This window comes from Bradyrhizobium sp. 45, from assembly GCF_023073155.1.
GTDB classification, from domain to species: domain Bacteria; phylum Pseudomonadota; class Alphaproteobacteria; order Rhizobiales; family Xanthobacteraceae; genus Bradyrhizobium; species Bradyrhizobium canariense_D.
In genome coordinates this window covers 839937-863796 of sequence record NZ_JADPIX010000122.1, presented here as the reverse complement: position 1 = coordinate 863796, position 23860 = coordinate 839937, and the positions used below count along the sequence as shown (strand labels likewise).

Genomic DNA, 23860 nt, shown 5'->3' with positions numbered 1-23860 from the left:
GGAGAGGTTAGAAGCTACGCCCGCTTGCCGCCGTTTTTCTCGGCCGCGCGGCGCAGCGCTTCGGCGAGCGCACCGCCGCCGGAAGACTCCTGCTGGCGCGGGGCCGACGACGTCATGCGGGACGGGTTACGTGAGCTGTTATCCCGCTGCATGCCGGGCGCGTCCTTCTTGGCGCCGACCTCGTCGTCGAGCCGTAGTGTCAACGAGATACGCTTGCGCGCGACCTCGAAGTCTAGCACCTTCACTTTGACGATGTCGCCGGGCTTCACCACTTCACGCGGATCCTTGATGTAGGTCTTGGACATCGCCGAGATGTGCACGAGGCCGTCCTGGTGCACGCCGATATCGACGAAGGCGCCGAACGCCGCGACGTTGGTTACGGTGCCCTCGAGGATCATGCCCTTCTTGAGGTGCTTGATCTCCTCGACGCCGTCCATGAACACAGCTGCCTTGAAGGCCGGACGCGGGTCGCGACCGGGCTTCTCGAGCTCGCGCAGGATGTCGGTGACGGTCGGCAGACCAAACGTCTCGTCCACGAAGTCTTTCGGCTTCAGCGTGCGAACGATGTCGCTGCTGCCGATCAGCGCCTTGATGTCGCTCTTGGTGGCGCTGAGAATCCGGCGCACCACCGGATAGGCTTCCGGATGCACACCGGAGGCGTCGAGCGGGTCCTCGCCGCCGAGGATGCGCAGGAAGCCCGCGCACTGCTCGAACGCCTTGGGGCCGAGCCGCGGCACGTCCTTCAACGCCTTGCGCGACTTGAACGGCCCGTTGGCGTCGCGGTGTGCCACGATGCTCGAGGCGAGGCCGGAGCCGACGCCCGACACGCGCGCGAGCAGCGGAGCGGACGCGGTGTTGACGTCGACGCCGACGGCGTTCACGCAGTCTTCGACCACGGCGTCGAGGGATTTGGCGAGCTTGGCCTGGCCTAGGTCGTGCTGGTACTGGCCGACGCCGATCGCCTTGGGTTCGATCTTGACGAGCTCGGCGAGAGGATCCTGGAGCCGCCGCGCGATTGACACCGCGCCGCGCAGGGTGACGTCGAGGCCCGGCAACTCCTCCGAGGCGAACGCCGAGGCCGAATAAACCGACGCGCCGGCTTCCGACACCACGATCTTGGTCATCTTCAAGTCGGGCAGGCCCTTGACGAGGTCGGCCGCGAGCTTGTCGGTCTCGCGCGAGGCGGTGCCGTTGCCGATCGCGATCAGCTCGACACGATGTTTCAGCGCGAGCTTGCCGAGGATCGCAAGCGCCTCGTTCCACTGCCGCTGCGGCTCGTGCGGATAGATCACGGCGGTATCCACCACCTTGCCGGTCGCGTCGGTGACGGCGACCTTGACCCCGGTGCGGAAGCCGGGATCGAGACCCATGGTGACGCGGGTGCCGGCGGGCGCCGCGAGCAGCAAGTCGCGCAGATTCGAGGCGAACACGCGCACGGCCTCTGTCTCGGCCGCATTCCACAGCCGCATGCGCAGGTCGATGTTGAGATGCACCTGGATCTTGGTGCGCCAGGCCCAGCGCACGGTATCGATCATCCAGCGGTCGCCGGCGCGCTTAAGGTCGGCGATGCCGAACCGCTTCATGATCTTCAGTTCATAGACGCTCGGCACGCCGGGCGGCGATGGTTCGGCCTCGGCCTGGATCTGGAGATCGAGGATTTCTTCTTTCTCGCCGCGGAACATTGCGAGGATTCGGTGCGAGGGCAGCTTGGTCAGCGGCTCGGAGAACTCGAAATAGTCGGCAAACTTTTCGCCCTCGGTTTTCTTGCCGTCGCGCACCTTGGAGGTCATGCGCGCATTAGTCCACACCTCCTCGCGAAGCGCGCCGATCAGGTCGGCGTCTTCGTCGAAGCGCTCGACCAGGATGGCGCGGGCGCCATCGAGTGCCGCAGCGGCATCGGCAACGCCCTTCTCGGGATTGACGAAGGCTTCAGCGACCACCTTCGGATCGTTGTTGGGCTCGGCCATGAGCTGAAAGGCGAGCGGCTCGAGCCCGGCTTCCTTGGCGATCTCGGCCTTGGTGCGGCGCTTCGGCTTAAACGGCAGATAGATGTCTTCGAGGCGCGCCTTGCTGTCGGCAGCGAGAATGGAGGCCTCCAGCGCGGCATCGAGCTTGCCCTGCTCGCGGACCGATTCGAGGATGGCCTTGCGGCGGTCCTCGAGCTCGCGCAGGTAACCCAGGCGCTCCTCCAGCGTGCGCAATTGTGCGTCGTCGAGCGCACCGGTCGCTTCCTTGCGGTAGCGGGCGATGAAGGGAACCGTGGCGCCGCCGTCGAGCAGCGCCACTGTCGCCTCGACCTGCTCCGCCCGAACCCCAAGCTCCTGCGCAATTTTCTGGTTGATATTTACCACGCGAGAACCCCTCTATCCAAGCACGCATCGCGGAGGCGAACCACCGGCTGCGGGACGCCGCTTATGGACCAATCGGGGTTGATTCATCAAGGTGCGGCGGACGACCGTCGACAAGGGATTTTTTGTCGAAGCGATGCGATCTCGCCACAATCGTGGGTGCTACGCAGACGGCGCACGTCCTGCTGTCGTCCTGGCTTTCGCCAGGACGACGACGGGGATTGCCTCGACACCTTGACAGGCGCCCCGGTTCAGCGGCTGTTTTGTCTGCCGGACTCCTGAACTTCATGTGAGGATTATAATGCGGACGACATCGGTCGGCGTCTTCAAGGTCGCCACCAGAGGCCCCGGCGACGTCTCCGGATTGATGAGCATGATCGGCTCCGGCGCGATCGATCCGGCATCCATCCTGGCGATCCTCGGCAAGACCGAAGGCAACGGCGGCGTCAACGACTTTACCCGGGAATATGCCGTTGCCGCGCTGTGCACGGCGCTGGCGCCGCAGCTCGGGCTGTCGCCGCAGGAGGTCGAGCAACGCATCGCCTTCGTGATGTCGGGCGGCACCGAGGGCGTGCTCAGCCCGCACATCACGGTGTTCACGCGCCAGGACATTCTACAGCGCCCGGCAGGCCTCTCCGGCAAGCGCCTGAGCATCGGCATGGCGCACACGCGGGATTTTCTCCCTGAAGAGCTCGGCCGCTCCGCTCAGATCACGGAGACAGCCAAGGCCGTGAAGGCCGCGATGGCGGATGCCGGGATCGCCGATCCCGCCGACGTCCATTTCGTGCAGATCAAATGCCCGCTGCTCACCAGCGAGCGCGTCGAAGCGGCGAATGCGCGCGGTCACAAGACAGCGACGACCAGCGCCTACAGTTCGATGGCCTATTCGCGCGGCGCTTCCGCACTCGGCGTTGCGGTCGCGCTCGGCGAGATCGCAACCGGCGTTCGTGATGAGGACGTGCTGCGACGCTACGATCTGTTCTCGAACGTCGCCTCGACCTCGTCCGGGATCGAGCTCATGCATAACGTCGTCATCGTGCTCGGCAATTCGATGTCCTCGACGAGCGAATTCGAGATCGGGCATGCCGTGATGAGCGATGCGATCGACACCGCGGCGGTGCTTGCGGCGTTGGAGAGCGTTGGGCTCCGTGCCGGGCAACAGACGACGACCGGCAGCAAGCTTGTCAACATCTTCGCTAAGGCCGAGGCCTCCCCTGATGGCTGCGTGCGCGGCTTCCGCCACACCATGCTCGAAGATACCGATATCAGCTCGACACGCCACGCCCGGGCTGCCGTTGGCGGGTTGATTGCCGGCCTCGCCGGCACTGGTGCGGTCTACGTCTCCGGCGGCGCCGAGCATCAGGGCCCAGCCGGCGGCGGCCCGGTCGCGGTGATCGCAAAGTTCTCCAATTGATGCGCGCGCATGCAATTCGGGATTACCTCTCCATCCGGCGCAACCCTGCCCTTCGCGCCGCTCAGTTGATTAAAGTGTTCCTGTGCGAAACTAAGGTGGCGCCGCACGAAGAGGTTTGGATCGCATGACTTTCCCGATGAGCTGGAACGAATGGGCGCAGCACGATGGCGTGGGGCTGGCCGCGCGCGTCCGCAAGGGCGAGCTCACGGCAAAGGAGTTGGCGCGCCAGGCCGCCGCGGGCGTCGCCAAGGTCAATCCGGCACTGTCGGGCGTGGTCGAGCTGTTCGATGACGTGATCGCCGATCCGGCCAAGGACGGCGCCAATCTCGCCGGCCCGTTCGCAGGCCTGCCCTTCCTGATGAAGGACCTCGGCCCGACCATGAAGGGGCGGCTCCAGGAGATGGGCTCGCTGTTAATGCGCGGCAATCGCGCCAGCGCCGACACGTTCCTGACCGGCAAATTCCGCCAGGCCGGACTGAACCTGATCGGACGCACCACGACACCGGAGTTCGGCGTCTGCAGCTCGGCCGACAATCCGGCCGTCTATGTCACGCGCAATCCCTGGGACACCGACTACACCACCTGCGGCTCGTCGGCCGGGAGCGCCGCAATGGTCGCGGCCGGCGTGGTGCCGATCGCACACGCGACTGACGGCGGCGGCTCGATCCGCATTCCCGCCGGCGTCAACGGCAATATCGGCTTGAAAGTCTCGCGCGGCGTGTTCTCGCTCGCACCGCACATGTCCGATCTCACCGGCCTCGTCTCGATCCAGGGCTGCCAGTCGCGCTCGGTGCGCGACACCGCCGCCTTCGTCGACCATGCAAGGGGAGCGGCGCCCGGCGAATTCATGCCGTTCTGGACCACGGCGCAGCCTTATTCCGAGATGATCAAGCGCGACCCGTCAAAGCTTCGTATCGCGCTGTCGCACAGCTGGGGCGACTACACCGCGACGCCCGAGATCGCGGCCGAGCTGGCGAAGGCCGGCCGCTTCCTCGAAGGCCTCGGCCATCACGTCGACTACGCCCTGCCCGAACTCGAGTTCCGCGCCGCGTTCGAGGCGCAGACCACCTGCTACATCTCGAATTTTGCCGTGGTGATCTCCAACATGCTCGCCGCGCGCGGACTGGAACGGCCGCCGGAAGATCTCATCGAACCCATGAATATCCGGATCTGGGAAGCCGGCCGGCATACGAGCTTCGCCGAGCGGGCGAAGATGCAAGGCGTGTTCAACACGACCTCGCGCGCCTTCGGCGCCTTCTTCGAGCAGTGGGACGTGATCTTGACCCCGATCACGGCGCTGCCGACGCCGAAGGTCGGCACCCGGGAATATCTCACCATCTCCGACAACCCCGACGTGCTCGACTGGTTCGGCAATCTTTGGCGCTTCTTCGCCTTCACGCCGCTCGCCAATCTCTGCGGCATGCCGGCGATCTCGATGCCGATGGCCACGCAGGACCACGGCCTGCCGCTGGGCATCCAGGCGATTGCGAAGCAGGCCAATGACGGCCTCCTGCTGCAACTCGCCGCCCAGATCGAGCGCGCGCTCGACGGCAAGTGGAACGACGGCAGGAAGCCGAAGGTGCATGTGAGCTGAGCGAGTTGATCGCATTAACTTGCGATCCGCGAACGGCCTCAGTTCTTCACCGAGGGAATTTCCTCCGGCCGGGGCTGCTGCTGGCCCTGCTGGTACATTGCCAGCGCCTTTTCGAGCGCTTCGCGCAGAGCCAGCGCCGCGGCCACGCTGCAACGCAGATGCGCGGTCTGGACCACATCAACCCTGACGGCGGCGCCGACCGGCATCAGAAGGTTCGCCGCAAGCTCGATTTGAATCGCGCCGTTGTGGTGGCCGAAGCAGGATGCACCGTCGAAATAGATGATCGGCGCCCGCTCCGAGCTCGATGTCGAAATGATGACGGGCCCCTGGCTGGTGACGGGCGTTTCGGGATCGGCCATGGGCACTCCTTACGGCTGGTCGAACGAACGAGGCGCCCACCATCGTTGCTTCGGCCCGCCCTGTCGAGGCCAAACCGCCCCCGGCACCCACCGTGGGACGCGCATTCGGGGTTTTGCGCCGCGCCCGCCACTGGTCTAGAACGTCCTCATGTCCAGCTCACCGACCACACTTTCGTTCGAGGACCTCGCCGAGGCGATCAAGGGTCGCCGCTCCGATTACGGCCAGATCAGCGGGCTCCAGCTCGACCGCTTCGCACCGCGCGAAGCCTGGTCCAGCCTGCCCTACCGGCCGGTCTTTGTCGGTGACACCGAGACCGGCGTCCTGCATGGCGGGGTCGTCACCGCGATGCTGGACGAGAGTTGCGGCATGGCGGTGCAACTCGCGCTGGACGGCACAAGCGCGATCGCGACGCTCGATCTGCGCATCGACTATCAGAAGCCGGCAACGCCGGGCCTCGACATCAAGGCGCATTCGGTCTGCTACCGCACCACGCGTTCGATTGCCTTCGTGCGCTCCACCGCCTATCAGGAGTCCGAGGACGATCCGGTCGCGACCGCGACCGCCTGTTTCATGATCGGCGCCAACCGCACCAACATGCTCGCGGATCGCAGGATGGATTCGCCCGGCATCCCGAGGCTGGAGGCGCCGGACGATCCGGAAGGCCCGTTCGCCAACAGCCCGTTCGCACGCTGCCTCGGCATTCGCGTCAACGACGACGGCACACTGACGATGCCGTTCTCGCCAAAGATCATCGGCAATCCGATTCTGCCTGCGATCCATGGCGGCATGACCGGCGCCTTCCTCGAAACCACCGCGATCTTCGGAGTGGCCCGTGAACTCGGCGCCACCGCACTGCCCAAGCCGATCGGACTGACCGTCAACTATCTGCGCTCCGGCCGCGCGCTCGACACGTTCGCCAACGTCTCGATCGTGAAACAGGGCCGGCGCATCGTCGCCTTCGAGGCACGGGCCTGGCAGGACGATGCGAACAAGCCGATCGCCACAGCCTTCGGCCATTTCATGCTGCGGCCGACGCCCGGAAACGACGAGGAATAGGCGCATTTTCCCTTGACGGCCAAGGTCTGGGCCACAACGATAGCGCGTCCCCTCACGAGAGGTATTGGCTTGCGGCATCCGCTCGACATCATCGCCATGTTCGCCGCGCTCTGGCTGCTGGCAGCGATGGTGCTCGACGCGCTGACGCCGAAGGAGCTGACGACGGTGATGATCGGCATCGCCATCGGACCCGCCGTCGTCATCACCGCCGTGTTCTACTATCTGCGCTGCCCGCGCACCGATTTCGCGGTGATGTTCGCCGCGCTTTGGCTGATCTCCGACATCGGCATCGCGTTCATCTCGCCAACGCAGCTGCCCCACTTTCTGATCGCGCTCGGCTTCGTGCCGGCGCTGCTGATCGGGATCGTGCTGCACTGGCAACGCTTCCAGCGCCGCCATGAGCGGCTGCCCGTGCCATCGGTCAAGCGCGGCTAGCGCGGCAGCAAATTGGTCTTGGCGAGATCGACGACCTCGTCGCCGCGGCCGTTCATCACGGCGCGCAAGACCCAGAGGCTGAAGCCCTTGATCTGTTCGGGCGTGATGGTCGGCGGCATCGACAGCTCCTGCTTGGCGGTGACCACATCGAGCAGCGCCGGTCCGTGGTGGGCCAGCATCTCCTTCATCGCACCTGGAAGCTCGCCGGGATCCTCGACCCGCCTTGCGAAGATACCCATCGCGCGCGCCATCGCCGCGAAGTCCGGATTCTCCAGATCGACATTGGTGTCGACGAAACCGGCCGCCTTCATCTCCAGTGCGACGAAGCCGAGCACGCCGTTGTTGAAGATGACCACCTTCACCGGCAGCTTCATCTGCGTCAGCGTGATCAGATCGCCCATCAGCATGGTGAAGCCCCCGTCGCCGGAGAGCGAGATCACCTGCCGGCCGGGCTGCGCGGCCTGCGCGCCGATCGCCTGCGGCATGGCGTTGGCCATCGAGCCGTGCACGAACGAGCCGATCAGCCGGCGGCGTCCGTTCATCTCGAGATAGCGCGCGGCCCACACCGTCGGCGTGCCGACATCGGCGGTGAACACCGCATCATCGCTCGCATGGTCGCTGATGACCTTTGCCAGGTATTGCGGATGGATTGGTTTGCTGCCCGGCGTGCCCTTGGCGAGCGAGTCGAGGCCTTCGCGCGCCTTCTTGTAATGCGCGATCGCATCGTCGAGGTGCTTGCGCTGCGTCTTGGATTTCAGAAGCGGCAGCAGCGCCTCGAGGGTGAGCTTGACGTCGCCGACCAGGCCGAGGTCGATCTTGCAGCGGCGCCCGAGATTTTCCGGACGGATGTCGATCTGCGCGATCTTGGCATCGGTCGGGAAGAACTGCTTGTAGGGAAAATCGGTCCCGAGCATCACCAGCGCGTCGCAGGCGTGCATGGCGGCATAGCCGGAGGAGAAGCCGATGAAGCCGGTCATGCCGACATCGTAGGGATTGTCGTATTCGACATGCTCCTTTCCGCCCAGCGCATGCACGATCGGGCTCTTCAAGGCTTCCGCAAGCTGCATCAGCGGCGCATGCGCGCCGGCGCAGCCGCGACCGCAGAACAGGGTGATGCGTTCGGCGCCGTTCAGGAGATCCGCAAGCGCCTTCAACTCATCCGCCTGCGGCACAACCTTCGGCGCCGACAGCGCAAGGCCACGCGCCGTCGACAGCGCGCGCTTGGGTGGGCTGCGGAAGGCGACGTCGCCCGGCATGGCGACAACGGCGACGCCGCGCATGCCGACCGCCGCGCGGATCGCGTTTTCCAGCACGTAGGGAAGCTGACTCGGATCGGAGACCAGCTCGCAATAATGGCTGCACTCGCGGAACAGGTTTTGCGGATGCGTCTCCTGGAAATAGCCGCTGCCGATCTCGGCGGTCGGAATTTGCGCGGCGATCGCCAGCACGGGAACGCGGCTGCGATGGGCGTCGAACAGGCCGTTGATCAGATGCAGATTGCCGGGACCACACGAGCCCGCGCACACCGCAAGGCTGCCCGTCATTTCCGCTTCCCCGGCGGCGGCGAAGGCCGCGACCTCCTCGTGCCGGACATGGATCCATTCGATCGTGCCGCGCCGCCGCAGCGCTTCGGTCAGCGCATTCAGACTGTCGCCGACGATGCCGTAGATGCGCTTGACGCCAGCCTGTTCGAGCGTTGCCACGAACAGATCGGCTACATTGTTGATCGCCATGTCGGTCTCCTGATCTCGCTGGTGCAGCAAGATAGGATAACGTGCGACCGTGACGACATCACGGCTTGTTTATTGCCGCTTCAGTCTTTCGCAATCGCCCGATCGTAGGCCGCGATCGTCAATTTTGCGCGAGCGGCAACGTCCGTTACCGTCATGCCGGGCTTGTAGAGGTTGGAGCCCAGCCCGAACGCCGTCACGCCACCCTCGATGTACTCCGCGAAATTCTGGTCGGAGACGCCGCCGACGGCGGCGATCATCACGCCGGCCGGCAGCACGGCGCGGATCGCGGCGATGCCGGACGCGCCGAGCACGCTTGCCGGAAAGAACTTCAGGCCAGAGGCGCCGGAGCGCGCGGCCAGCAGCGCCTCGGTCGGCGAAAACACGCCCGGCAACGTGACCATGGCGTATTGGTGCGCACGCGTGAGCACCTGCGTATCGACATTCGGCGAGACCATCAGCTTGCCGCCGACATCGTTGAGCCGATCGACATCCGCTGTGGTCAGCACCGTGCCGGCGCCGATCAGCACGCCGGCCGGCGCGAGCTTGACGGCGGTGGCGATGGAGCGGAACGGATCGGGCGAGTTTAGCGGGATCTCGATCGCGGTCATGCCGGCCTCGATCAGCACGCCGACGATGGCCTGCGTTTCCTCGGGCTTCACGCCGCGCAGGATCGCAAGCAGTGGCCGCTTCATCGCCGGAAAGGGAACGCTCATTTCAACAGTCCTCTCATTTCGTCCAGATCGCGGCAGCCGCCATCGACAGACCGCGGCGGACCGCTTCATCGGCATCGACGGGGTTCACGGTGACCGACAACGCATCGAAAGCCAACGTGTACAGCATCGCGAGCCGCCCCGAGGCAATCAACGTAATGCCTGCTTTCGGCACGGCGCCGGAGAGCCCGGCGGCCAGCTCGATGCCGATCAAAGTGCCCGACAGCGTTTCGCGCGCCGCGGCCGGTGTGCTCCCGAACAGAAGCTGACGCGAGCGCGCGCCGAACAGAAAATTGGCCGCGAACGACGGCGCCTCATACGCAGCTCTCACCGCCGCCTTGAAGCTCGCGACGTCCTCGGCGTCTTCGGCGCCTGCGACCGCAAGCGACAAGATCGTCTCGCGCGACACAACGCTGAAGAGCTCGCCGGTCATGAAGGTGGAGAAATGCGCGATCGTATCGTCCTTCAGGCGTACCCATTTCGAATGCGTGCCGGGCATGCAGACCAGCGCCTCACCTGCGGCATCGAGACCAAGCGCGCCGAGCAGCTGTGTCTCCTCGCCGCGCATCACGTCCGGCGCTCTTGTATCGCGCTGCGCGATACCCGGCAGGATGCGGATATCGCGTGCTTCGCCCGGCACGTGCGCGGCCTGCTCCAGGACGGCCGCGAGCGGCGCGGGTGTATCGACATATCCGGCTTCGACCCAGCCCGTCTTGGCGCCGGCCATGCCGCAGACCAGAACCGGCAGATGAGCTGGTGCTTCGACGGCGGCAAGATGGGATTGCAGCACGGCCGCGAAGCCGGTCTTTGCCGCCGCCAGCATGCCCTCGCCGCTGCGGCGTTCGGCCAGCACTACGCCGGTACGATCGATCAACCAGAGCCGGAAGCTGCTGGTGCCCCAGTCCACCGCGACGTAAGCGGGTTCGGTCATCTCGGTTCTCGTCCTCGTCTCACCGGCAAGACGCCGTCTCGCGACAATGAGACGACGGCCCGCAAATTCGCCACGGGATATCGGCTATTGCCGCCGCAAACCAGCGTTTTCTCGCGGGACTGAGCCGCTGTAGCGCTGGCACACCGCTTGCGGAGCGGTGGCACACCGCTTGCTCAAGCAACCCTGCTCACGTCCGTGAACCGCGCAATAAGACGCGTCAACATCAGATGAGGAAACCCATGGAGATCGGCTATTTCACGATGCCTTCGCACCCGCCGGAGTGCGGCCTGAAGGAAGGGAACGACTGGGACCTGCAGGTCATGCGCTGGCTCGACGAGCTCGGCTATCAGGAGGCCTGGGTCGGCGAGCACCATACCGCGCCCTGGGAACCCAATCCCACGCCCGATCTGCTGATCGCGCAGGCGCTGATGCAGACCAAGAATATCCGTATCGGGCCGGGCGGCTTCCTGCTGCCCTATCACCACCCGGCCGAGCTCGCCAACCGCGTCGCCATGCTCGATCACCTCTCGGGAGGTCGGCTCAATTTCGGCGTCGCGGCGAGCGGCCTGCCGAGCGACTGGGCCATGTTCAATGTCGACGGCATGAGCGGACAGAACCGCGACATGACGCGCGAGGCGCTGGAGATCATTCTGAAGATGTGGAGCGATCCCGCGCCCTGGACCTACAAGGGCAAATTCTGGACGGTGACCAAGCCGGACACGATGTTCGACTTCTTGAAACCCCACATCAAGCCGTTGCAGACGCCGCACCCGCCGATCGGCGTCGCTGGGCTCTCGAAGAACTCGGACACGCTGAAGCTCGCCGGCGAGCGCGGCTTCATTCCAATGAGCCTCAACCTGAACCCGGCCTATGTCGGCAGTCATTGGGATTCGGTTGTAGCCGGTGCCGCCAAGACCGGGCGCAAGCCGGACCGGGCCGATTGGCGGCTGGTGCGCGAGGTGTTCGTCGCCGATACCGACGAGGAAGCGTGGCGGCTCTCGACCGGCGACATGATGGGCCGGATGATGGGCGAGTACTTCCTGCCGCTGCTCGGCCATTTCGGCTTCAAGGACTATCTGAAGCACGCGCCCGACGTGCCCGATAGCGACGTCACCGTCGAATATTGCGCCAAGCGGAACTGGATCGTCGGCTCGCCAGCGACCGTCGCCGAGAAAATCGAGAAGATCTACGAGGAGGTCGGCGGCTTCGGCGTGCTGCTGGTGTTCGGCTTCGACTACAAGCACAAGGCTGAAGCCTGGCATCACTCGCTGTCGCTGCTGAAGAACGAGGTGATGCCGCGCCTGAAGCATCTCGGCTCCGCGAAGAAGGCGGCTTGACCCGACGCGGGTGCGGCGCGATCGTGCCGCACCCACATCCATTTCGGAGATTTCCGCGTGACGGTGGACGCCAGTGCTTTCGACGCTAAGAATTTCAAGCAGGCGATGCGCCAGTGCGCCGGCGCGGTCGCGCTGGTGACGGTCGGCGCCGAGCACGGCAAGCGCACGGGGCTGACGGTGACCTCGGCCTGCTCACTGTCGGACTCGCCACCATCCCTGATCGTGTGCGTCAACCGCAACGCCAGTGCGCACGCGCGCATCCGCGAGGAAGGCGCGTTCGCGATCAACTTCCTGCACGAGGACCACGCCCTCCTGGCGCTTACCTTCAGTGGCCAGAAGGGCGTCAATGGCGACGACCGTTTTGCGTTCGGGGAGTGGACGCGTGGGGTGACCGGCGCGCCGGTGCTGAGCGATGCGGTCGCCGCATTCGACTGCGTGCTGGCGCAGGAATTCGAGACCAAGACGCATTCGATCTTCGTCGGCGAGGTGCGCGGCGCATCGCATTCCGACGGGGCGGCGCCGCTCGTGTATCTGCGCAGCAGCTTCCACGCCCCGCGCGAAATCCGCGGCACCGTGACAGTCGGCGACCTCGACTCGCGACATCTGAGCTGGAGCGATTTTTCGTAGAGAGCGGCGGCAGGCTCGCTGCCGCTCCCGTCTCCCCTTGCGGGAGAAGGTGGCGCGAAGCGCCGGATGAGGGGTATCTCTCCGCGGACTCAGAAGCAAGAGAGTCAAGTGCGGAGAGATACCCCTCGCCCGTCTCGCCGCGTTCGCGGCGAGCCGCCCTCTCCCGCAAGGGGAGAGGGAAGAAAGATCGCTACTGCGTCGTCTCGATCTTCAACTGCTTGATCTTGCGATACAGCGTGGCGCGGCTCAGCTTCAGCGCGCGCGCTGTTTCCGTCACGCGGCCGCCGTGTTTGCGCAAGGCTTCGACGATCGCCGCGCGCTCCGCCGCTGCGAGATCCGGCTCCGCCCTTCCACCAAACGGCGGCAGATCGAGGTCGGCATCGGTGATGACGTCGTCCTCCGCCGTGCAGCCGGCGAGCCGCAGCACATGCCGAAGCTGGCGCATGTTGCCGGGATAGGGATAGGCCGCGAGCCGCGCCCAGGCCTCGTCCGAGAGCGAGCAATTCGGCGCCTCCTCGTGAGCGATCTGGCGGATGACGTCGTCGCGGTCGGCGCGCTCGCGCAAGGCCGGCAGCCGCACCTCCATGCCGCGCAGACGGAAATATAGGTCGGTGCGGAAGGTGCCCTCCTCGGCCATGCGGCCGAGATCGCGATGGGTGGCGCTGATCAGGCGAATGTCGACCGGCACGGGCTTCAGCGCGCCGAGCGGCCAGACTTCGCGGTTCTCCAGCACCCGTAGCAGCCGCGTCTGCAGCGCGATCGGCATGTCGCCGATCTCGTCGAGGAACAGCGTGCCGCCGTCTGCCTGCACGATCAGGCCCTTCGAGCCGTCGCGGCGTGCGCCGGTGAAGGCGCCGGCCTCGTAGCCGAACAGCTCGGCATCGATCAGGCTTTCCGGCATCGCCGCGCAGTTCAGCGCGACATAGTTGTGGCGCGCGCGATTGCCGGCTGCGTGAATGGCACGGGCGAACACATCCTTGCCGACGCCGGTCTCGCCATGCAGCAGCACCGGCAGATTGCGATCGCCGATGCTTCTAAGTCGCTTCACGCTCCTGATCAGGCTGGGATCGCGTCCGGCGAGCCGCTGCAGCGCATCGAAGCGATCGACCGGTGCATCGCGGCGCGGCGCGAGCGGACGGGTCGAGGCCCTCGCCCGCAGCGGCGGCGCGACATGGCCGTGCCCTAGTGAACTGCCATCGGCCCGGCGCAGTTCGACGAGATCGTCTGCGTCGCGCGCGGCGGGATGGTCGAATTTGACATAGCGCGACAGATCGATGCCGGCTGCGATCAAGCCGTCGGTGAGACCCAGCAGTGCGCGCGCCGAACGGCAGGCGCCGACGATGCGGCGATCGTCGTCATAGGCGAGCAGGCCGCCGCCGCCGTCGCCCGGCACGGTCGCGATCCAGGCGTTGCGGAAATGACTGCGGAAGATCGCGCCCTCCATGCGCCGCGTTGCCTCCATCGTCACCGCGAGCGCAAGCTGATGCGCGGTGCGTTCGAGGTCCTCGCGGCAGGAGGTGATGTTCACGGCGCCTGCGAGCCGTCCCGCCTGGTCAAACAGCGGCGTCACGGCGCAGGAAAACATGTGCCACTGCGCGCGAAAATGCTCGTCGCGATGCACCAGGATCGGCTTCTGCTCGGCGAGCGCGGTGCCGAGCCCATTGGTGCCTTCGGAGGCCTCGGAAAAATTCGAGCCTGTGTAGATCTTCCAGTCCATGAATAGTCGTGCGTCGGCCTCGCCGGGCAGGCGGCTGAACAGCATGGTTGCGTTCACGTCTGCCAGGTTGACGCAATAACCGGCACCGCGCAGTACCCGGGCGAGGTCGTCGAGCTCCGGTGTTGCAAGCCGGATCGTCTCCTCCATGGGTTCGGCGACGTGACGGATCTCGGCTTCGGTGAGCGTCTGCGGCGGCCCCTGACGGCCGGGATCGAGCTTGTGGCTGACCAGGCAGCGCCGCCAGGAATTGGCAATGCGCGAAGAGGCATCGACGTCGGCCAAGCGGTCTATAACCTGATTGGCGACGGACAAGACACGGGCGACATGGTTCGAGGCCGAAAGGCTGGCCATCGCGGACGTCTCCACCCTGCATTATTGTGCAAAGTCTGGCACCGCAGGCGGGGATGTCAATCGGGAACCGGGAACGCGGCGAAGCGCAATCAGAATTGCTGCACCGCCCTCACCACGTATCAATACAGGGCCGCTTCTTCCCAGTCCGCGCCGGCGGCTTCGGCACCGAGCGCAGGCCCGCCATGATCCAGCGCCTGGTCTCGGCGGGGTCGATGACGTTGTCGATCTCGAACACGGAGGCGATCGAGACCGCCTTGCCGTTGGCATAGAGCTCGGCGACCTTGTTGCGATAGTAAGTCTCGCGCTCGACGGGGTCGGCGATCGCCTCCATCTCCTTGCGGAAGCCGAGGCGGACGTAACCCTCCAGGCCCATGCCGCCGAACTCGCCGGTCGGCCAGGCCGCGGTGAAGAATGAGGCGTGGAAGCCACCGCCAATCATCGACTGTGCACCCAGCCCATAGCCCTTGCGCAGCACGATGCCGAACAACGGCACAGTCAGGCTCGCGCCTGTCACGAACATGCGCGAGACGTGGCGCACGATTGCCGTCTTCTCGGCTTCCGGACCGACCATGAAGCCGGGCGTGTCGCACAGCGAGACGATCGGCAGATCGAAGGCGTCGCAGAGCTGGAGGAAGCGCGCGGCCTTGTCGCCGGCATCGGCGTCGATCGCACCGCCGAGATGCCGCGGATTGTTGGCGATCAGGCCGAACGGCTTGCCCTCGACACGGATCAACGCCGTGATCATGCCGACACCGTAGTCGCGGCGCAGCTCCAGCACGGACTCCTTATCCGCGACGAGGTCGATCACGCTGCGGATGTCGTAGACGCGCAGGCGGTTCTCGGGGATCGCGCGGCGCAGCAGGCGCTGGTCGGCGGCCTGCCAGTCCGTCACCGCACCCTGGAAATAGGATAGGTATTTTTGCGCAACGGATGTTGCCTCTTCTTCGTCCTCGACGAGGATGTCGATCACGCCGTTCGGCGACTGGAACGTAACAGGACCGACCTCGGCCGGGTGATAGACACCGAGCCCGCCGCCTTCGATCATCGCGGGGCCCCCCATGCCGATCGAGGCGTTTTTGGTTGCGATGATGACATCGCAGCAGCCGAGCATCGCGGCATTACCGGCGAAGCAATAGCCGGAGACGATGCCGATAACCGGCACCAGACCCGAGAGCCTTGCGAACTGCACGAAGGACGGACCATCAAGCCCGGTCATGCCGAGCCGGTCGGTATCGCCGGGGCGGCCGCCGCCGCCCTCGGCATAGAACACCAGCGGCACGCGCCAGTCTTCCGCGAGCGTCAGCATGCGGTCGATCTTCTTGTGGTTCATGTGGCCTTGCGTGCCCGCGAGCACGGTGTAGTCGTAGGCCACGACGATGCAGCGCCCGCCTTCGGGACCGAACTTCTCGGCGTTCACGGTCGCGACGCCCATGACGAGGCCGTCGGCCGGCGTGTTCTTGACGAGATCGTCGAGCTTGCGCCGGCGCCGCTGCGCCGCAATCGCAAGGCTGCCGTACTCCATGAACGAGTCGTCGTCGACGAGCTGCGCGACATTCTCGCGCGCGGTGCGCTGATTGGTGTTGCGGCGGCGCTCGACGGAGGCAGGGCGATTTTCGTCGAGCGTGTTGGCCTGGCGGGCGATCAGTTCGGCGAGATCAGGACGGATGTGGTCGAGATCGACATCGGTTTCCGTTGCCGACGCGTCCGCCGCAACGTCGAGCGGCTCCAGATACATGATCGGCTCGCCATGCATCAGCGTGATACCGTCGCCGGCGAGTAGCTTCGTGACGCGGCCGCCCTGCTCGGCCATGACCAGATGTTCCATTTTCATGGATTCGATCACGGCGAGCTGCTGGCCCGGGCGCACGACCTCGCCTTCCTTCACCTGAATAGTGACAATGGTCCCCTGCAAGGGTGCCGCGACCATCACTGTGCCTTCGGGCACGGTCTGTGCCGTATGCGCCTCGGTGCCGGGACCGCCGTTTCGCTCCGTCGCTGCAAAATAAAGTGGTTTGGCCGCGCCATCCGCGGCTTCGACGAGCTTGCCCATGTTGCAATCGATGAAGTCGGTCGCGATGCGGTTGGACCTGAAGTCGGGATGCGCCAGCACCGCCTGGAGGAAGGCGATGTTGGTGATGACGCCGTCGATCCGAAACTCGCGCAAGGCGCGCGAAGCCTTGGCGACCACGTCGTGCCAGGCTTCACCGGGCGTATGCACGATGACCTTTGCCAGCAGCGAGTCGAAGGCGGCGCTGGTCTTGTAGCCGGCATAACCGAAACTATCGACGCGGACGCCGGGGCCCGACGGCGGTTCGAACACGGCGAGCACGCCGCCGGTCGGGTGCGTCGCGCCTAGCTCGTCCAGTGTCTCCATGTTGACGCGGAGCTGCATGGCATAGCCGCGCGGTTTCGGGATCGAGCCTTGCGCCAGGCCGAGCGAGGCAAGCGAGGCACCGGCGGCGACCGCGAGCTGGGCGCGGACGAGATCGAGGCCGAGCACCTCTTCCGTCACGGTGTGCTCGACCTGAAGCCGCGGGTTGGCCTCGATGAAGGCAAAACTGTCTTCGGCGGCACCGTCGACCAGGAACTCGAACGTGCCGAGATTGTCGTACGACGCGGCCACGGCGAGTTGCTTCGCCGCCGCGATGATACGGCCACGCAAGCCGTCGCTGAGCGACGGGCTCGGCGCCACCTCGATCAGCTTCTGGTGTCGGCGCTGAATGGTGCATTCGCGCTCCCAGAGGTGGGAGATCGCGCCGTCGCGATCGCCGATGATCTGCACCTCGATATGGCGCGCCTGCCGGATCAACCGCTCGGCATAGACGCCGTCGAAGCCGAACGCGGCCTTGGCCTCGGACTGGCAGCGCGCATAGGCCTCCGCGAGATCGGCAGCGCGCTCGACCACGCGCATGCCGCGCCCGCCGCCGCCGGCCATTGCCTTGATCACGATTGCCGCGTTGCTGCCGAGCGAGGTGAAGAACGCCGCGATGTCCTCCAGCGAGGACGGCCCGCTGGTGCCGGCGATGATCGGGACGCCGCAGCGCTTTGCCAGTTGCCGTGCCGCCACCTTGTCGCCGAACAACTCGAGCGCCGCGGCCCGGGGCCCGACGAAGGCGATGCCTGCATCGGCGCAGGCCTTCGCGAACGCAGCGTTCTCGCTGAGGAAGCCGTAGCCGGGATGCACGGCGTCGCAGCCTGCGCTCTTCGCCGCCTTGACCACGGCCTCGATGTCGAGATAGGCCCGCGCGCCGCGACCGGGGATTTCGACGGCCTCGTCGGCAACCCGCACATGCAGCGACATCGCATCGTCCGCGGGATGGATCGCGACCGTCGCGATGCCGGAATCGGCTGCGGCGCGCGCGATGCGGATGGCGATCTCGCCGCGATTGGCGATCAGGAGCTTCTTGAACGACATGCAGCGTCTCCATGCCCGCGTGCCCAAGCGCGGGTCGGCAGGTCCCATGGTTCTGCTTCGTCACTTTAACCGAGGCCGTCAAGGGCAAGAACGCGGTCCCGACGACCGTTCCCGCGGGCCGGAATTTCAATCGGTCGCGCGCGCCGTGATGAGGCGAATAATCCGCGCCACGGCAGACGGGATCGGCGCGATGATCGGCACGGTGAACATCGGCTGAAGCTCGCACGCAGCTTCGCCCAGCGGGCCGCCACCGATGATGACCGCCTCCGCGCCATCCTGTGCGATGCAGGCCTCGACCGCGCCGGCAAGCGCCGCACGCAATCGCGCCGGATCGCCCATCAGGTCTTGCGGATCGCCTTTGGCGAAGCGGGCGCCGGTATAACGCGATCGCAACCCCAGCGCGTCCGGCACGGCGTCGATCTTCGATTCCAGCAGCGGCGTCGTGGTCGCCACGCCGAAGCGACGGCCGTTCTCGGCGGCTGCCAGCATGGAGGACTGACCGATACCGACCGCGGGCCGTTTAACCGCGGCTTTGATCCCGGCCAACCCGGGATCGCCGAACGCCGCGACGATGATGCCGTCGCATGCATGCCGGTTCGACTGCGCGATCTCCAGAACTTCGATGGAAGCTGCATCCAGCGCATCCGGCGTCACGATCATTTGCGGCGCGCGCGTTGCGGTCGCGCCGTCGATGTCGAAGCCGTCCACGGCGGCCGACCTCGCGATGGCGACCATCATCTCAGTGGTCGCCACAGAACTGTTCGGATTGATCAGGAGAATGCGCGCGCTCATTCTCCTGCTATACTAGGCCGCCCGTACCCCCGCAACGAAAGCACTGACCTCGTCTTCCAGCGATTGCAGCTTCTGCGACAGCCGGCCGCTCGATTGCAGCACGAGGCCGGCGGCCTGGCCGGTCTCCGCCGTCGCGTCGGTCACACCCGAGATGTTCTGCGAAACCTGGTCGGTGCCGGAGGCGGCCTCCCGTACGCTGTGCGCGATCGCCGCCGTCGCGGCGCCCTGCTCCTCGACGGCTGCGGCGATCGACGAGGAAATTTCGTTGACCTCCATGATGGTCTTGCGAATGCTGTCGATGTTGCCGACCACCTGGTTGGTCTCGGCCTGGATCGCCGATATCTGCGCGCCGATCTCGTCGGTCGCCTTCGCGGTCTGGCTCGCCAGCGACTTCACTTCGCTTGCCACCACTGCAAAACCCTTGCCGGCCTCGCCGGCGCGCGCCGCCTCGATGGTGGCGTTGAGCGCGAGCAGATTGGTCTGCGAGGCGATCTGGTTGATGAGGTCGATGACCTCGCCGATCTTGTGCGCGGCTGCAGCAAGTCCCTGCACGGTGTCGTTGGTGCGTTGACCGTCGGCGGCGGCCTTGTCGGCCACGCTTGCAGCCTGCGCGACGCGCTGGCTGATCTCGGCGATCGAGGACGACAGCTGCCCGGCGGCGGAGGCCACCGTCTGCACGTTGCTCGAGGCCTGCTGGCAGGCGGTGGCGACGAGGCTCGCACGGTCGGTCGCCTTGTCGGCGGTCTCGGACATGCCCTGCGCGGCCTGCTGCATCGCGCGCGCCTCCTTGAACACGTCGCGGACGACGGCTTGAACGTTCGCTTCGAACTTGCCGGCGAGGTCGGTCATCGTCTTGCGCTTCTCCTCGTCGGCCTTCTGCTTCGTCTCCTGCTGTTCGGCGTGCATGCGGCCGACCGCCGACGCATTGTCCTTGAACACGGCGAGCGCCTTGGCGAGCCCGCCGATCTCGTCGCGACGATCGGTATGGGGCACGTCGAACGCGCTGTCGCCGGCGGCGAGGCGGTCGGTCAGTGCCGTGATCTTCGCCAGCGGCCGGGTCACGCTGCGGCCGATCACGAAGGAGGCGCCGAGCACGAGCACGAACACGACCAGGCACACCAGGGCGAAGGTCATCGCATTCTGGCGGAAAACGGCGTCGACGTCGTCGAGATAGATCCCGGTGCCGATGATCCAGCCCCAGGGCGCAAAGCCCTTCACATAGGAGATTTTCCCGACCGGCTGGTCGAAGCCGGGCTTCGGCCAGAGGTAGCTGTAGAAGCCCGCGCCCTGCTTTTTGACGACGTCGACGAAGCCGACGAACAGCGCGTTGCCGGACGGATCCTTCATCCCGGAGAGATCCTTGCCGTCGAGTTCGGGCTTGATCGGATGCATGACCATCTTGGGGGTCATGTCGTTCAGCCAGAAATACTCGACCTTGTCGTAGCGCAGGCTCTTGATCTCCGCGATCGCGCCGGCCTGGGCCTGCTCGCGCGGGAGTTTTCCTTCGCTCTCGAGCTTCTGGTAGTGCGCCAGGATGCCGTAGCCGACGTCGACCAAGTGCTGCGTCTTGGCCTGACGATCGGCGATCATCTGCGCGCGCAAGGTCGAAAGCGCGATCGGCGCCAGCGCGATCATGCCAAGGAGGCTGATGCCGACAATCAGGACCAGCTTGAAACTGATGCGGGAGAAAAACATTGGTGCTCGCAAGATTTGGAAGGCTGATATGCCAGTTTATCCCGCGCCCCTTAGCAAAGCTTTAAGCATTCGGGTTCCCCCACCCCGCAAAACTCCATGCATCCTACCGGCATGCCGCAGACGGCTCGCAGGCTCGCGAGGCTGGCTGCATCCGAGATGCGAACTCTTCAAAACTAGAAGACCTCGACATCGCCCCTCCGAGCGTTGACTTGCAGGGGGCTCTGACGGAACGATCGGCGCAGATCATCGGCGCCAGCCGGGGCATGGGCGCAGCCGGAGGCCAGAGGCTCAATGCACCAATCGACATCGACAGGGTCTCTCGACCTTCCGGCGCTGAGCGCAGCGGAGCGGCTCTTCATTTGGGGATTTCGGGCCAAGGCGCGCAGCGGAAGCGCCGTTCCGACCGCGGCCGACATCCAGCAAGTGACGACCATTTTGGCGTGGGCGACGCCGTGCCTTCGCTGGAATCCATCATCGAGATCTTTGCCTGCACGGCGCATACGGCCATCGCGGTGCACTGCCCGACCTGCCCCCGCATGTCCGACAGCGAGCACAGCATGTTACGGGCGATCGCGGCCGCGCAGAAAGAGCGCGACGATATCGCGCGCGAGCAGTTCGAATGCTGGCTGCCGCCAGTCGGCGCCGATTGGGCTCTCGCACCCGTGCGGGGGCTTGCAACGATCTTCCGCATGGCGGGTCTCATCCTGCCCGACCGGCACGTTCCGTCTTTGGACCATGACCAGACGATGGCGATGAAGAGCTGGCTGGTCGGAAGCCCCACGTTGCACTGACCGGGATCGCGCATGATGCAGGATAGTTGCGGCTCTGTGCCTGCCACGGAAGCCGGCGAGGCGCGGCTCTGTCCGCTTCAGGCCGCGCTTGCGACGCGGCCTGACGTCGAGAGCTACGATGATTTTGGCCGCGTCACGCTCTCGCTGTTCCGGTTCATCGCTGCCGCCTATACGACCGGCGCGTCCGATTGCTGGGAGGCGGCCTATCGCTTGCCGACGAGGCGCCTGGCATCACCGACAGCCCGCTGCTGGTCGCACGCGTTGCCGCGCTCGTCAGAATCCTGCGCAGCGGCCGGCCCTGCCAATTGTGCTTCATGCCGCCGTCGTGCCGACGCCTGTCGAAGGACGAGGCGGAATTGATGCGACTGCTGGCGGTGGCACGCGGCAAGCAGCCGGGCGAGCTCCAAACTGTCGTCTGCCAGTTCGTCGGCAACGAGAACGAGACCGTGACGACGCGGGCGGTCAACGCGCTCGCGGTCTGCTGACACCTAGCCGCCCTTCCTGCCGAGCACGAGATCGATGGTGTGGGACGCGATCTTGCGCAGCTGCGCCTCGTCGCCGAAGGCACGTTCGAGCACGGCGAGGCCGCGCGTCACCGTGATGATGTGCAGCGCCGCGGCCGCGGAATTGCCGTTGAATTCACCGCGCGCCGCACCTGCCGACAACGTCTCCTGAACCAGAACGGTGATGCGCGAGATGAGGTTCGCGAAGGCCTGCCGCGCCTCCTCGTCCAGCCCCTCGCCTTCGGCCGCGCCGAGCTCCATCAGCCCGCGCGTCGTCGGGCATCCGCGCGGCGGCGTGCCGGCGCGGAAGTTGCTGATGGTCAGGTCGAAGAACGCGGTGAGGCGCTTTCGCAATGAGCCCGCGCCGAGCGCCTTTTGCAGCGCAAGGAGATAATCGGCCGCATAGCGCTCATAGGCCTGCAGGAACAGCGCCTCCTTGGTGCCGAAGGCGTTGTAGAGGCTGCCGCGCTGGACACCGGCGTCGCGCGCGATGTCCGACAGCGAGGTGCCGCGCACGCCCTTGCGCCAGAACTGGTCGAAGGCGATACGCAGGACATCGTCGTGGTCGAACTCGCGCGGCCTCAAGCTTTGCCCCTATCAAGCATATTTGACACGATGTCAAAAACATGATTTCTTGACGCCGCGTCAAAAACAAACTGGGGCCGATGCGCCCTTTCGTCAATGAGGATTTCGCGATGCCTCTCCTCCACATCTCGATGCGCGCCGGAAAGCCGGAAGCTTACCGGAAGGCAATCCTCGGCGGCCTCTACCGCGCCATGCGTGAGGCCCTGAACGTCCCTGAAGGCGACGAGTTCATGACCATCAGCGAGCATTCGCCCGCGAACTTCCGCTGCGGCAATGCCTACAGCGTCACGCGCAGCGACGATGCCGTGCTGATCCAGATCACCGTGTTCGCCTCGCGCACCCCCGAGCAGAAGAAGGCCCTGTACCGGCGGATCGCGGACCTGCTCGGCGAAAACCCGGGCCTCCGCCCCGAGGACGTGTTCGTCAACGTCCTCGATGCGCCCGCGGAGAACTGGTCCGTTGGAAATGGCATCGCGCAATTCGCCTGAAGCGGCAGCTTCACCGATCCGCAACGCAGGTCTCCATGATCCCGTCGAGCTCCGCCTTCGAGAGCACGCCTAGCTCGACGATGAAAACAATCCGCGCGCACGGCAGAGCCGGGGCATCGCCAACGGCGAGCGCGGCATCGCTAACGGCGAGCGCGGCATCTGCAGGGGCGAGCGTGGCGCGGCCGGCCGCGAATTGAAACACCATCTGGCGCCCGGGCTGCTCGACGGTCTCCAACAGGCCTTTTGCCCGCGCGAGTTTTGGCGCGAGGCGGCCGATGGCCTGCTGCAAGCGGGCGAGCGAAAGTGGCTGGTCCGAGGTCCAGCTCAGGGTTTCGAAGCGTTGCTCTGCCGGACGTTTCGGTCCTGGTTTGCGCGGCGCGGGCGCACGATCGACGGTCGCGGGAAACAGCAGCGCGGACGGAATCTCGCCGTGCTGCGCGTCGACCACCACGGCAGGAACGCGCTGTGCGCGGATGGCCTCGCGGATACGCCCGCCCGCACCCTCATCCGCCAGATCCAGCTTGCTCAGCGCCACGATGTCGGCGACGCGCAGCTGCGAGCGGTGCAGCGCGTCGTCGAGAGCGGCCGGCGGTGTCGCCGTGTCCATCACGCAGAGCACCGTTTCCAACGGCGCTTCGCGCAGGATCACGGGATCCATCAAATTGCGGACGATCTCGGCGGGATCGGCGACGCCGCTGGTCTCGATGACGATGTATTCCGGCTTCGGATCACGCCGCAGCAGCGTCGCAAGCGTGCGCAGCAGGTCGCCTTCGAGCGAGCAGCAGATGCAGCCATTGGCGAGGCTGACCACGCCGTCGCTCGCGCCGGCGATCAGCTCGGCATCGATGTTGATCGCACCGAAATCGTTGACCACAGCGGCGATCCGCCGCCCCTCCGCATGCGCCAGCAGATGGTTCACGACAGTGGTCTTGCCGGCCCCCAGAAAGCCCGTCACCAGGAGAATGGGGACCGGCATGT

19 protein-coding genes and 1 pseudogene are annotated in these 23860 nt (G+C 65.8%); 9 read left to right on the top strand and 11 right to left on the bottom strand.

Going from position 1 to position 23860, the window contains the following annotated elements; translation table 11 throughout:
* Positions 1-14: 14 nt before the first annotated feature.
* A complete protein-coding gene (locus tag IVB42_RS24535) occupies positions 15-2351 on the bottom strand; it encodes a Tex family protein (RefSeq protein ID WP_247296124.1) in 2337 nt (778 codons plus the stop codon).
* A 298-nt stretch (positions 2352-2649) separates the two neighbouring features.
* On the opposite strand from IVB42_RS24535, the gene IVB42_RS24530 reads away from it, so the two are divergent.
* Together IVB42_RS24530 and IVB42_RS24525 are read left to right on the top strand one after the other, a co-directional pair.
* A complete protein-coding gene (locus IVB42_RS24530) occupies positions 2650-3762 on the top strand; it encodes a ring-opening amidohydrolase (RefSeq protein ID WP_247296127.1) in 1113 nt (370 codons plus the stop codon).
* 124 nt (positions 3763-3886) lie between these two features.
* A complete protein-coding gene (locus IVB42_RS24525; protein WP_247296130.1) occupies positions 3887-5356 on the top strand; it encodes an amidase in 1470 nt (489 codons plus the stop codon).
* A 38-nt stretch (positions 5357-5394) separates the two neighbouring features.
* Here the strand turns inward: IVB42_RS24525 and IVB42_RS24520 are convergent, their stop codons facing one another.
* A complete protein-coding gene (locus tag IVB42_RS24520) occupies positions 5395-5715 on the bottom strand; it encodes a hypothetical protein (protein WP_204512303.1) in 321 nt (106 codons plus the stop codon).
* Between the two features lie 148 nt (positions 5716-5863).
* Between IVB42_RS24520 and IVB42_RS24515 the strand changes: the two genes are divergently transcribed.
* Both IVB42_RS24515 and IVB42_RS24510 read left to right on the top strand, forming a co-directional pair.
* Positions 5864-6772, top strand: a complete 909-nt coding sequence (locus tag IVB42_RS24515) for a PaaI family thioesterase (protein ID WP_204512304.1) — start codon at positions 5864-5866, stop codon at positions 6770-6772.
* 69 nt (positions 6773-6841) lie between these two features.
* Positions 6842-7207: a hypothetical protein gene (locus IVB42_RS24510; RefSeq protein ID WP_166517536.1), complete on the top strand. Its 366-nt coding sequence runs from the start codon at positions 6842-6844 to the stop codon at positions 7205-7207.
* On the opposite strand, the gene poxB is transcribed toward IVB42_RS24510, so the two are convergent.
* The 3 genes from poxB to IVB42_RS24495 all read right to left on the bottom strand — a co-directional run bounded on the left by poxB (position 7204) and on the right by IVB42_RS24495 (position 10581).
* Positions 7204-8940, bottom strand: a complete 1737-nt coding sequence (gene poxB / locus IVB42_RS24505) for a ubiquinone-dependent pyruvate dehydrogenase (protein ID WP_204512305.1) — start codon at positions 8938-8940, stop codon at positions 7204-7206. The two genes, IVB42_RS24510 and poxB, sit on opposite strands and share 4 nt — an antisense overlap.
* Before the next feature lie 80 nt (positions 8941-9020).
* Entirely contained in the window at positions 9021-9653 is a 633-nt protein-coding gene (locus IVB42_RS24500; protein WP_204512306.1) for a 2-dehydro-3-deoxy-6-phosphogalactonate aldolase, read from the bottom strand.
* A 13-nt stretch (positions 9654-9666) separates the two neighbouring features.
* The gene (locus IVB42_RS24495; protein WP_018453643.1) at positions 9667-10581 is read right to left on the bottom strand and encodes a 2-dehydro-3-deoxygalactonokinase; all 915 of its coding nucleotides are present in this window, start codon (positions 10579-10581) and stop codon (positions 9667-9669) included.
* A 239-nt stretch (positions 10582-10820) separates the two neighbouring features.
* Between IVB42_RS24495 and IVB42_RS24490 the strand changes: the two genes are divergently transcribed.
* Positions 10821-11918 (top strand): LLM class flavin-dependent oxidoreductase, encoded by a 1098-nt coding sequence (locus tag IVB42_RS24490; protein ID WP_018453642.1) that lies wholly within the window; start codon positions 10821-10823, stop codon positions 11916-11918.
* 57 nt (positions 11919-11975) lie between these two features.
* Positions 11976-12545 (top strand): flavin reductase family protein, encoded by a 570-nt coding sequence (locus tag IVB42_RS24485; RefSeq protein ID WP_204512308.1) that lies wholly within the window; start codon positions 11976-11978, stop codon positions 12543-12545.
* 190 nt (positions 12546-12735) lie between these two features.
* Here IVB42_RS24485 and IVB42_RS24480 read toward each other — a convergent pair whose 3' ends face one another.
* The 4 genes from IVB42_RS24480 to IVB42_RS24465 all read right to left on the bottom strand — a co-directional run bounded on the left by IVB42_RS24480 (position 12736) and on the right by IVB42_RS24465 (position 20515).
* The gene (locus IVB42_RS24480) at positions 12736-14613 is read right to left on the bottom strand and encodes a sigma-54-dependent Fis family transcriptional regulator (protein ID WP_247395360.1); all 1878 of its coding nucleotides are present in this window, start codon (positions 14611-14613) and stop codon (positions 12736-12738) included.
* Positions 14614-14722: 109 nt separating this feature from the next.
* Complete coding sequence (locus IVB42_RS24475; RefSeq protein WP_247296135.1) at positions 14723-18028, bottom strand: carboxyl transferase domain-containing protein; 3306 nt, start codon at positions 18026-18028, stop codon at positions 14723-14725.
* A 126-nt stretch (positions 18029-18154) separates the two neighbouring features.
* A complete protein-coding gene (locus IVB42_RS24470; RefSeq protein ID WP_247296136.1) occupies positions 18155-18820 on the bottom strand; it encodes an aspartate/glutamate racemase family protein in 666 nt (221 codons plus the stop codon).
* 12 nt (positions 18821-18832) lie between these two features.
* Complete coding sequence (locus IVB42_RS24465; protein WP_018453637.1) at positions 18833-20515, bottom strand: cache domain-containing protein; 1683 nt, start codon at positions 20513-20515, stop codon at positions 18833-18835.
* Positions 20516-20955: 440 nt separating this feature from the next.
* Here IVB42_RS24465 and IVB42_RS24460 point away from each other — a divergent pair, with 440 nt between their 5' ends.
* Together IVB42_RS24460 and IVB42_RS24455 are read left to right on the top strand one after the other, a co-directional pair.
* On the top strand, positions 20956-21306 hold the full coding sequence (locus tag IVB42_RS24460; RefSeq protein ID WP_018453636.1) for a hypothetical protein: 351 nt from the start codon (positions 20956-20958) through the stop codon (positions 21304-21306).
* A gap of 12 nt (positions 21307-21318) precedes the next feature.
* Positions 21319-21791, top strand: a pseudogene (locus IVB42_RS24455) (hypothetical protein).
* Positions 21792-21794: 3 nt separating this feature from the next.
* On the opposite strand, the gene IVB42_RS24450 reads toward IVB42_RS24455, so the two are convergent.
* Entirely contained in the window at positions 21795-22394 is a 600-nt protein-coding gene (locus IVB42_RS24450; RefSeq protein WP_247296142.1) for a TetR/AcrR family transcriptional regulator, read from the bottom strand.
* A gap of 110 nt (positions 22395-22504) precedes the next feature.
* Between IVB42_RS24450 and IVB42_RS24445 the strand changes: the two genes are divergently transcribed.
* Entirely contained in the window at positions 22505-22882 is a 378-nt protein-coding gene (locus IVB42_RS24445; protein ID WP_247296144.1) for a tautomerase family protein, read from the top strand.
* Positions 22883-22892: 10 nt separating this feature from the next.
* Here IVB42_RS24445 and IVB42_RS24440 read toward each other — a convergent pair whose 3' ends face one another.
* The gene (locus tag IVB42_RS24440) at positions 22893-23858 is read right to left on the bottom strand and encodes a GTP-binding protein (protein ID WP_247296146.1); all 966 of its coding nucleotides are present in this window, start codon (positions 23856-23858) and stop codon (positions 22893-22895) included.
* Positions 23859-23860 lie beyond the last annotated feature (2 nt).